The sequence below is a fragment of the Paenibacillus sp. 01L418 genome (assembly GCF_056400045.1).
This window is the reverse complement of sequence record NZ_JBFTSN010000247.1, coordinates 1-9,529: the sequence shown is the minus strand read 5'-3', so window position 1 is coordinate 9,529 and position 9,529 is coordinate 1. Positions and strand designations below refer to the sequence as shown.

The window sequence follows — 9,529 nt, the reverse complement described above, 5'->3', positions numbered from 1 at the left end:
ATTATTCCCCGACCGCAGATCATTTGTTGTTACGATGACAGTAGATTGATCCAGTGACTTAAGAGCGATGGAAGGTTCTTGTTGAGGACCTGATGGAGTGATTTGTATATTGGTCATGAAATCTTTCCTTTCAGATAGTTTTTTTATTTTCCTTGATATAGAACGGAACCAATAATATGATCATCAACAATTGAATAGGATTGCGGGATGTACATATTGTACACTTCTCTTAGTGATGAGCTTATCCATGCCCCATGTCTTCCAACATGTTTCGGAGGATGTGTTACTTTTCGTATACGCTGTTTATTCAAGAGCTGTTCATAAAGATGGGTGGTTAGCTGCTCCATGGTCGTTAGTGACCATCGATTCACGCCCCATTTGTAACCATTTGCTGCAAGCTTATTGCGAAGCTTATGATCATCCAGCAGTGCATTCAAGCAGTGTGACAATTCGTCACTGTCCCCAGCTTTTGCAACCAATCCCGTATGATTGTGTTTCACCATTTCCGGAATACCGCCAGCATTGGAAACAACGAGTGGCTTATGTGCAATCTGCGCTTCCATGACAGTAAACGGATGATTGTCATTTAAGCTTGCGAGCACGACGATATCAGACTGCTTAATCAATGACGGAACGTCATTTCTGCTGCCCGTAAAAATGACGTGACTAGCTAAGCCCAAGCGGTTTGCTTTCGACTCTAACTCTGACCGAAGATTCCCATCACCAACGAGTAGACATATCCAATCATTTCTTATTTGTTTGAGAGTATACAGAGCATCTAGTAAACAGCTGTGCCCTTTTACTTTGTCAAATCGCGCAGGACAGATGATGACATTCGCTGCATCCGGTATCGTAAAGGTAGAGCGTTCATTCATCCGTTGCAAATATAGCTCCACGTTCATCCCATATGGGATAACCTCCATATGCTGGGAAGGCACCATATATCCAACGAGCGTATCATGCAGCCATTTCGTCGGAACAATAGTCAAATCGCTTGAAGTTGCGCCATAATACTCCCGAGCACATGCATACTTCCAAATCGTATCGGACGGCAATTTCCCTTCGAGCGATACCCAGTAGTCAGTTGAGAGACATCCATGGATTGTACTTATTAATGGTATCTCTTCCGGTTTAATTTGCCATAGTGCTCGGGATGAAATGACATCCTGAGTATGAATCAAATCATATTTTCCAAGTCCAAAATAAGATGCTGCAAGGGCATAAGAGCAGAACTCAATTTCCTGTTCAACAATCCATGGATCAATTAGCGACTGGTATGGAGCGTAGATCGCTCGTATTTCGCCTTCGACGAGCCGTTTAAATCTCTCTTTCTCTACCCGCTCACCAGTATTAGCCATATAATAGCTATTTTCATCCGGATGCCTAGCGAACACATCCACCTCATGACCTAGTCGTTCCAAGCTTGCTTTTAAATCTTGAATATAGACCCAAACCCCTCCAACATGGGGGATCAGCCAGTACGTTGCAAGTAAAATTTTCAATTTACTTCACCTCTCTTGACTTGAAGCGCCTTTTCGTACAGCTGTAAAGTTCGATCGCACATCTTATCCAATGACCATTTTTTGAGTCCATAAGATCTGGCTTTATTGGCCAGACGTTTTCGAAGAGAGTCATCATTGAATAGTTTATGAATTTGGCTGCATAACAAATCTGCTCGACCGGCTGGCACTAATAAACCGTTCTCGCCATGAGTTATCATCTCTGGAATACCTCCTACTGCTGAAGCAATGATCGGTTTCCCCATTGCTTGCGATTCCATGACCACGAACGGAAAATTATCATGAATGCTTGGCACTACAACGTAATCCGCTTCCTTCAATAGAGCTGCCATATCGTTCCGATGTCCAAGAAACTTGACATGGCCCTCCAGATTATACTGGTTCATCACTTGTTCAAGACTATCCCGCAGCGGTCCGTCTCCGATCAACCAACATATCCAATCCGAACGGTTCTTTAACAGCAATGAAAGTGCATGGAATAAAACATCATGGCCTTTCACCTGATCTAGACGCGCGGGACAGACCAACAGCTTCACCCCTTCTGGTTTAGTCGTTATTATTCCATTAGTAGATTTATGGAGGAAAGATAACGTATCGAATCCATATGGAATAACATCCATTTGTATATCATTCATGAGCCCAGTTGATTCATATTGTTGTTTAAGCCATTTGGAAGGGTAAATATTCCAATCACCAACCATGCTTCCATAATGATCGAGCGCATTTCCCCATTGTTCAGATAGGGTATCATCAGAAATATAACCTTGAAGCCTCCATTCGGCTTCTAGTTTCCCGTGAAGGGTTACAATAAGAGGTGTAGTTCGCGGCTTAACTTCAGATACTCCAATCGCAGAGATCACATCTTGCGCATGAATCAGGTCATATTCCTTTAAGGAAAATTCGGATAATGCTTGACGGAAAGCGATTCGTTCCCCGTCCATTGCTGCCAACCAAGAATCATAATTCAATGATTTCTCATTGAACCGAAGACCCATATACTGCATGATCGGAGTTAATACAGCTTGCTTATCAATCGACTTACCTTTATCGACAACGTGGTAATTCTGCCCAGTTTCGTTATGAGAGAGGATATCGACCTCATGCCCCCTATCTTCAAGTCCTTTCCTGAGTGCCAATACATAAGTGGATACTCCACCTGTATATGGAACACACCAATATGAAACAAGTGCAATTTTCATCCGTCACCCCTCTTTCAGCCAAAAGGAACAAAAATCATATATGATTTCGATACCAATCTATTGTTCTCATAAGTCCTTCTTCCAACTTCACGGAAGGTCTATAGCCAAGCAAAGTTTGTGATCTTGYTAAGTCCGGCTCTCGTGCCGGTATATCCTCATAACCCGCGCCATAAGCTTCATCATACGTTTTGGACACGATAGAAGATGTCGAATTGCTAAGAGAAACAATCAAGTTTGCAAGTTCCCTAATCGAGATAGAGCGGTTCGTACCGATATTGAATGCAAGTCCGTTAGCTTCCGGCTTGAGTGCTGCTAAAGTACCAGAGATCGTATCCTCTACATAAGTGAAACAACGTTTTTGAAACCCATCTCCATAAACCTCAAGTAGCTCTCCCTTCAAGGCTGCCTTAATGAATTGTGCTACAACACCGCCATATTGCGAATTTGTTTGCCTAGGTCCGTATGCGTTGAAATACCGAAGCACGGTAACTGGCAGTCCCTTTTGGGCATAAGCAAAGCACATATGCTCATCCAGCGACTTCGCCGTTGCATAGCACCAACGATGAACAGATGGGGCACCATAGATACGTCCGGACATTTCGTGAAAAGGCAGCTCCTCATTTTTTCCATATATTTCGGATGTTGAAGCAAAAATGACTTTGACATGGCGCGGATATGCTAATTCAAGTACATTGCGTGTACCGTCAATGTTGCCTTCTATAACTTTAATGGGATCATCTACCGTATTTTTAACGCCTAGAACAGCCGCTAAGTGGTAAACAACATCAGCTTTGGCAATCAATTTCTTCATCACCACTCGATCCATTACTGAGCCTTGGATAAGTGTGTGACGTTTATGATTTTGGAGATGGGATAAAAATTCCGGCCGCCCATTCGAGAAATCATCTATTGTCCAAACGGTGTGGCCTTCCTCCAGCAAACGCTCAACTAAATGTGAGCCGATAAAACCTGCGCCACCAGTTACTACTATTTTCATTGAAATCCCCCCCTTTTAAAGTAAGATGACGTTTTTACGGTCTGCGACTTTGCTTGTAGCATTGCGTGTATCTATGACAACAGGTGTGTGTTTCACAAATAGCTCGTAAGGAATATTCGAATGATCCGTTAAAATTAACGTACAATCAATATTTCTCATATTTCGTGCCGTAAGCGGGACTGCATGAAGCACCGTTTCGCCAATTTTCAGTTCATTTACATACGGGTCAAAATAATCTACCTTAACTCCGGATTCTAGCAGTTGCTCTATAATGTGCAGCGCGATGGACTCTCGCATATCATTTACATCTTTCTTATACGTAACCCCGATGACAAGTACATTGCATTCGTTTAGCTCTTTAGGACGCAAAGTCTTTGCAACCCGTTCTACTATTAAACTAGGCATATCCTCATTTACCTGACGGCAAAGCTCAATAAAAGGCAGATCAATATGGTGTTCCCTCGACTTCCACAACAAATATAATGGGTCAACCGGTATACAATGTCCGCCAACACCAGGACCTGGATAATATTTCGTAAAACCATATGGCTTTGTACCTGCTGCCTCGATCACTTCCCATAGGCTTATATCCAGCTCCTCGCATATCTTCAACAGACTGTTCATAAAAGAGATATTCAAATAACGCTGACTGTTCTCGAGCAGCTTCGTCATTTCGGCAACGCGCGGTGAAGACACGACGACCATGCGTTTAAACACTGCTTCATATACTTCCTTGGCATACGATGTGCATGATGGCGTTACGCCTCCGACAACTTTGGGGATATGCTCCAATTCCCATTTCGAACCGGGATCAATTCGTTCTGGTGAATATGCGAGCGAAATTTCTTTGCCTACTAGGAGACCAGTGGACTCCAAAATCGGCTTAAGCAGCTCCTCACAAGTTCCCGGGTACGTAGAACTTTCCAATACAATGAGTTGACCTCTTCGCAAATGTGGAAGCAAATTTTGTGCAGCTCCAATCACATATTTCAAATCAGGTTGATCATGATCATCTAGCGGCGTAGGCACACAAATGATTATGACATCGACTTTCTCGATGACATTGAAGGTAGTCCCAACATGAAAACTATTTTTACTGAAAAGATTTCGAATCTCGTTTTTCTTATAGTCAGACAAATAGGATTGACGCTTGTTTAACATATTGATTTTTCGTTCATCAGTATCAATACCATAAACCGTATTACCTTTCTCAAGAAACAACTCAGCCAATGGCAATCCAACGTACCCTAGCCCAATAATACCAATTTTATAATTAGTAGCATGCTCTTTCACTCTCTCAACTCCTTTGACTAATCTTCTAGCATCATACGAAAATTAATCAAAATCGCATTAGATAAAAGTCTATATTTTACAGAAATAGTAGAATGTCACGAAGTTTATAAGATTTTGAGGATATTGAATTATACCGACTGGATGCAATTGTTGATTGACAATCGCCTGTAATGATACGAGAGAAAAATAGGTGGATGTAAGTTAACATTATTGTAATAGACTCATATGATAGTGGAATGACAGACAAATTGACCGGAGGGGAACAAATGCGAATACTAATCGCCTGCAGCTGGTCTCTACCTCATGCAGGTGGCGTAAATACGTATGTCAATCAGTTGTCAAAAGGATTACAGCTCGCAGGGCATCAAGTAGATATATTCTCCCCGACGCCGGATGGACAGGGATTCCATGTCCCAGGAAAAAGCTTATTCATTGATAAAAGCAAACTAACATCTCTTATTGCCGATCAGACTAGTCTCTATATGAATCACTATTTGCCCGGAACTGATCCATGGATAACTAGCACCGAAATTGAGCGGTATTGTATTGAAGCAGCTGCCTTGTACTTCGACTTATCCGATTATGACATTATCCATGCACAGGACATTGTTAGCGCACATGCGTTGTCACGTGTTAAATCTCCTAAAACTCCTTTAGTAACGACAATTCATGGCTGTCTCACCAAAGAGTGGTTTGTTAAGTTGAAAGAATTGGGGTTACTGGAACAAGACACAAATACCCCGCTTTGGCACTATTCGGCCATACGTGAAAATTTGGGTGCAACCGTCAGTGATGTAACAATCTCGCCCTCGCAGTGGTTAAAAGATGTTTTAGTAAATGAATTTTCTGTTCCAGAACATAGTATTACAGTCAGCCATTATGGTTTTGACATTGACGAGTTTCTTCAAAACATGAATCGAGAATCAAATGTTACAAGACCTGCTGAGAAGAAAGTATTTATGTGCCCTGCACGCTTTGATGTTGTGAAAGGTCAAATCCATCTCATCTATGCACTAGCCAAACTAAAAGAAGAACGTACGGATTGGATTTGTTGGTTCGTAGGAGATGGTTTTCTTCGTGAAGAAATAACGCAAACTGCCAATAATCTCGGTCTTACTGATCACGTTATCTTTATGGGAAACCGCGAGGATGTTCCTGAATTGCTTCGACAAGCTGATTTTGTCGTCCTGCCCAGCATGCAGGATAACCAGCCATTTGCCATTATCGAAGCACAAATTGCAGGCAAGCCAGTCATCACTTCAGACGCTGGTGGTATTCCAGAAATGGTAACCCACTCATCGACTGGACTTGTATTTCATGCTGGAGATAGAGATCAGCTGTTTCATTGCTTAAGATCTGCCTTAGATGAAGATGATTCAACATCTCTGATTGAGCTGGCAAATCATGCAAAGAGATGGGGAGAGGAACATTGGTCATTGCATGCGATGACTGAACGTGTCGTCGATTTGTATAATCTCGCGAAAAGCAAGCATCCAGAAATAGATAACGGAATTAGTTTGCAACCTATACAACCTACACAAATTATACAACCTATACAACCTGTTCAACGGAAGAAAAAGAAAGGAAGAAGTAAATGGCGCATCTTACGAAGAAGAAGATATCTAATCGCATTAAAAATAAGAAAACGAAAAAACAGAAAAAGAAGACTCGCAAAAAAAAGATAATTAAACGAGTGCTTAAAAAAGCACGTCGAAGATCAATACTTTTTAACCTGAGAAGACCAGAATTGCTAACTGCTCATAATTTACAGCAGATGATCGATTCCAAATTCTCATCAGCCCATGATATTGAACAAAAAAACATCTGGAATCGTATTCTTCAAGTAATGCCTATTGGATACACAATTCCCGATATGAGCATTGTGCAACCGCTTATGAATAAGCGTATAAATTAAGATTCTATTGTATGAGCAGGCTGCCCTTTAGCTTAATAGAAACAAGGAGCAGCTACCGTAGTAGCTGCTCCTTGCTCTATTTAACCCGTGTAGTTTGGCAACCATTCCGTACAAGTATCTGCACGTAATTGCAGCTCATTACACAGCACCCCGGCATGGTGGAATTGTCCAGATAATGGCAACAGTATTTTTTCGTCATGCTGAAAATATTTCCCCATTGTAAAGATGGGTAATAAATAGGTTCCCTCATTATAGATGTTCAGGTTAAAGCCAGTGAAGCTAACCCAAGGAATGCTAGAAATGGGGAAAGTGCCCGGTGGTTCGTTTGTTTTAGCGGCAAATTGTTTAACATTTCCGTACTTTTTTATGTCATCAAGATAACGACTGTAGAGATAGCCACAGGATGACACCACCTTTTGCTGAATACGTTTAATTGTTAACCTTATATTTTTATTTTGGTTAACAATAGAATGTAGCTAGTTTAGCAGACATAATTTTTCCTGTAAAGATCATCACTCCAGAAATTTTTAGAATCCAATTCAAACGTTTATACTGGATAAATACGATGCAAAAGTAAATTAGCTTTGTTCGAACGGTGGATTAAGAGTAAAAAAACTAGGATAGAAACCTACTAAGACAATAAAAAAACCACTTTAGAAAGTGGTTTGAGATCATGTTTAATTTTGTTTTACAAATTGATTTTCTGACCAACACGGTCGACACTGAGCACTCTATAATTATCGAGCAAGCAGAGTCAACACATCATAATTGTCCATTAGTTCCTAACTCTCTCCAGAATGTTGTTAACCTCATCCATCCCGTGACAATAGCGCAAGGTTCCGTTTTCTTCCGCTTTATAACATGATCACTCCGCTTTTAATCATTACGCTCATCGAAAAAGTCTAATCCGGATTCCTTGAGCTAACTTCTACTTCATGATCGCCGGCAATCGCTTTAACCTCATGAGCACTCACGGTGCGTTATGTAATTATTGGGGTCATTATAAAAAGTCAAAAGGTTTTTCTGATTTCGAAGCAATTTTTTATGAAAATCATGTTATTCCCATAAAATGGGGAGAAATGCAGAGGTAAATGGAACCAAAAAAAGGGATACAGTTCCCTTGCTGCGTATAAAAAGAACACGCGGCAAATGAACTACCTCCCTAATTTCGAATCATACCAGCAGTGATAACTCATACATATTTATTTCCGAACGAAAAACTCTCCTGTTAGCGGAACGTCGCCCGAGTTTGGTCCGACCATTACCTCAAATTTACCCGGTTCCACAACCCAATCATGGCTTCTAGTAAGTGTACGGAGTTGTCTGTATCCCAGTGTAAGCGTGATGCGCTTTGTTTCGCCTATTTCAAGATGAATTCGCTTAAACCCTGCAAGCTCCTTGACTGGTCTGACCGTACTGCTGAATTCATCCCTAATATAAAGCTGAGCAACTTCCTCACCTGCGACATTTCCCGTATTAGTTACGTTAAACGATACATCCACTGTTCCATCCGGAGCAATTTCCCTTGCTGAAATGTCAAGATCCGAATACGCAAATGTTGTGTAACTCAGACCAAACCCGAATGGGTACAGTGGGAGCCAGTCCATTTCAACATATTTATGTCCATAGAATGGTGTGCGGTTATAGTATACAGGTAGCTGACCAACCGATCTTGGGAAAGACATCGGAATACGACCAGCAGGATTGACATCTCCGAAAATAACCTCTGCAATAGCATTTCCGCCCTGCTCGCCAACAAACCATGCCTCTATAATCGCGTGCAGATGCTCTGCCTCCCATGTGATCGACATCGGACGTCCGTTTTGGAGGACAAGAACAACAGGCGTTCCTGTTTCATAAATTCTCTTGACGAGTTCAAGTTGTCTGCCCGGAAGATTAAGGTCCGCTCTGTCCAGGTTCTCTCCACTAGTCTGATCGTTGTCACCCACCGCTACAATAGCAACATCCGCCTCTTGTGCTGCTTTAACCGCAGCGTCCATATAGTCGTTGCCGAGGCTGTAACCGAGGATTACCCTTACCCCACGTGAATCATTGAGATACTCAACCTTAACATCGTACTCTTCGCCTTCGACAAATTTGAACGCAACCATCTGATTGGAGTCAAGGTCGCCCCAACCGTCAACAAGCAGCGTGCCGTCGATCCACAAACGCATGCTGTCCATGCTGCTGAGTCCAATGTAACCATCCACTGTATCGCACGGTTTAATTTTGCCTGTCCAACGAACGGTGAAGTTATCTGCGTTTACACCGTCAGCAGGTTTTGTGTAAATCCAGTTGAAGTTTATCTGTTTGTCATTTCGCACACAAACAGGATCTCCCTCAAAAGAAAGAGAATTGTAGTACTCACCTACAAGTCCTTCGTTGCCATCATTGTCCTTGAGCCATTTGCCCGGTATAGTCATTAAGTCGGACTCCAGAATTTCGCAGCCCTTGGCGTAGATAACTTCGGTCGTTTCCGAAACGATGTTTTGGATGCCTTTCAAAAGCGTAACCGCATGCTCAGGCACAACTGGGCTGCTGTAATCTCCGTAACGGGGAACATCCGCGCTTGGTCCAATCACTGCAATCTTGCCAATGTCTCTTT

The 9,529-nt window shown here is 42.1% G+C and carries 7 protein-coding genes; 1 reads left to right on the top strand and 6 read right to left on the bottom strand.

What is annotated here, in order from left to right; all coding sequences use genetic code 11:
* Positions 1 to 143: 143 nt before the first annotated feature.
* The 4 genes from AC1DSE_RS23300 to AC1DSE_RS23285 are packed head-to-tail and all read right to left on the bottom strand — an operon-like array spanning position 144 to position 5,009.
* Positions 144 to 1,502, bottom strand: coding sequence for a glycosyltransferase family 4 protein (locus AC1DSE_RS23300; protein ID WP_477509765.1), 1,359 nt, complete (start codon positions 1,500 to 1,502; stop codon positions 144 to 146).
* On the bottom strand, positions 1,499 to 2,719 hold the full coding sequence (locus AC1DSE_RS23295) for a glycosyltransferase family 4 protein (protein ID WP_441874890.1): 1,221 nt from the start codon (positions 2,717 to 2,719) through the stop codon (positions 1,499 to 1,501). Before AC1DSE_RS23295 ends, AC1DSE_RS23300 begins: the two co-directional genes overlap by 4 nt.
* Positions 2,720 to 2,753: 34 nt before the next feature.
* Positions 2,754 to 3,716: an NAD-dependent epimerase/dehydratase family protein gene (locus tag AC1DSE_RS23290; protein WP_477528260.1), complete on the bottom strand. Its 963-nt coding sequence runs from the start codon at positions 3,714 to 3,716 to the stop codon at positions 2,754 to 2,756.
* A gap of 15 nt (positions 3,717 to 3,731) precedes the next feature.
* Entirely contained in the window at positions 3,732 to 5,009 is a 1,278-nt protein-coding gene (locus tag AC1DSE_RS23285; protein ID WP_441874886.1) for a nucleotide sugar dehydrogenase, read from the bottom strand.
* 266 nt (positions 5,010 to 5,275) lie between these two features.
* Here AC1DSE_RS23285 and AC1DSE_RS23280 point away from each other — a divergent pair, with 266 nt between their 5' ends.
* A complete protein-coding gene (locus tag AC1DSE_RS23280; RefSeq protein WP_477509766.1) occupies positions 5,276 to 6,694 on the top strand; it encodes a glycosyltransferase family 4 protein in 1,419 nt (472 codons plus the stop codon).
* 310 nt (positions 6,695 to 7,004) lie between these two features.
* Here the strand turns inward: AC1DSE_RS23280 and AC1DSE_RS23275 are convergent, their stop codons facing one another.
* Together AC1DSE_RS23275 and AC1DSE_RS23270 are read right to left on the bottom strand one after the other, a co-directional pair.
* Positions 7,005 to 7,334: a CatA-like O-acetyltransferase gene (locus AC1DSE_RS23275; protein WP_477528259.1), complete on the bottom strand. Its 330-nt coding sequence runs from the start codon at positions 7,332 to 7,334 to the stop codon at positions 7,005 to 7,007.
* A 792-nt stretch (positions 7,335 to 8,126) separates the two neighbouring features.
* Positions 8,127 to 9,529: glycoside hydrolase family 3 protein (locus tag AC1DSE_RS23270; protein ID WP_477528258.1), on the bottom strand; the 1,403-nt coding region annotated here is incomplete at its 5' end.

Bases quoted from the DNA above. Each gene is read 5' to 3' on its own strand.
- AC1DSE_RS23295 (WP_441874890.1), bottom strand. From the start codon at position 2,719: ATGAAAATTGCACTTGTTTCATATTGGTGTGTTCCATATACAGGTGGA.
- AC1DSE_RS23280 (WP_477509766.1), top strand. From the start codon at position 5,276: ATGCGAATACTAATCGCCTGCAGCTGGTCTCTACCTCATGCAGGTGGC.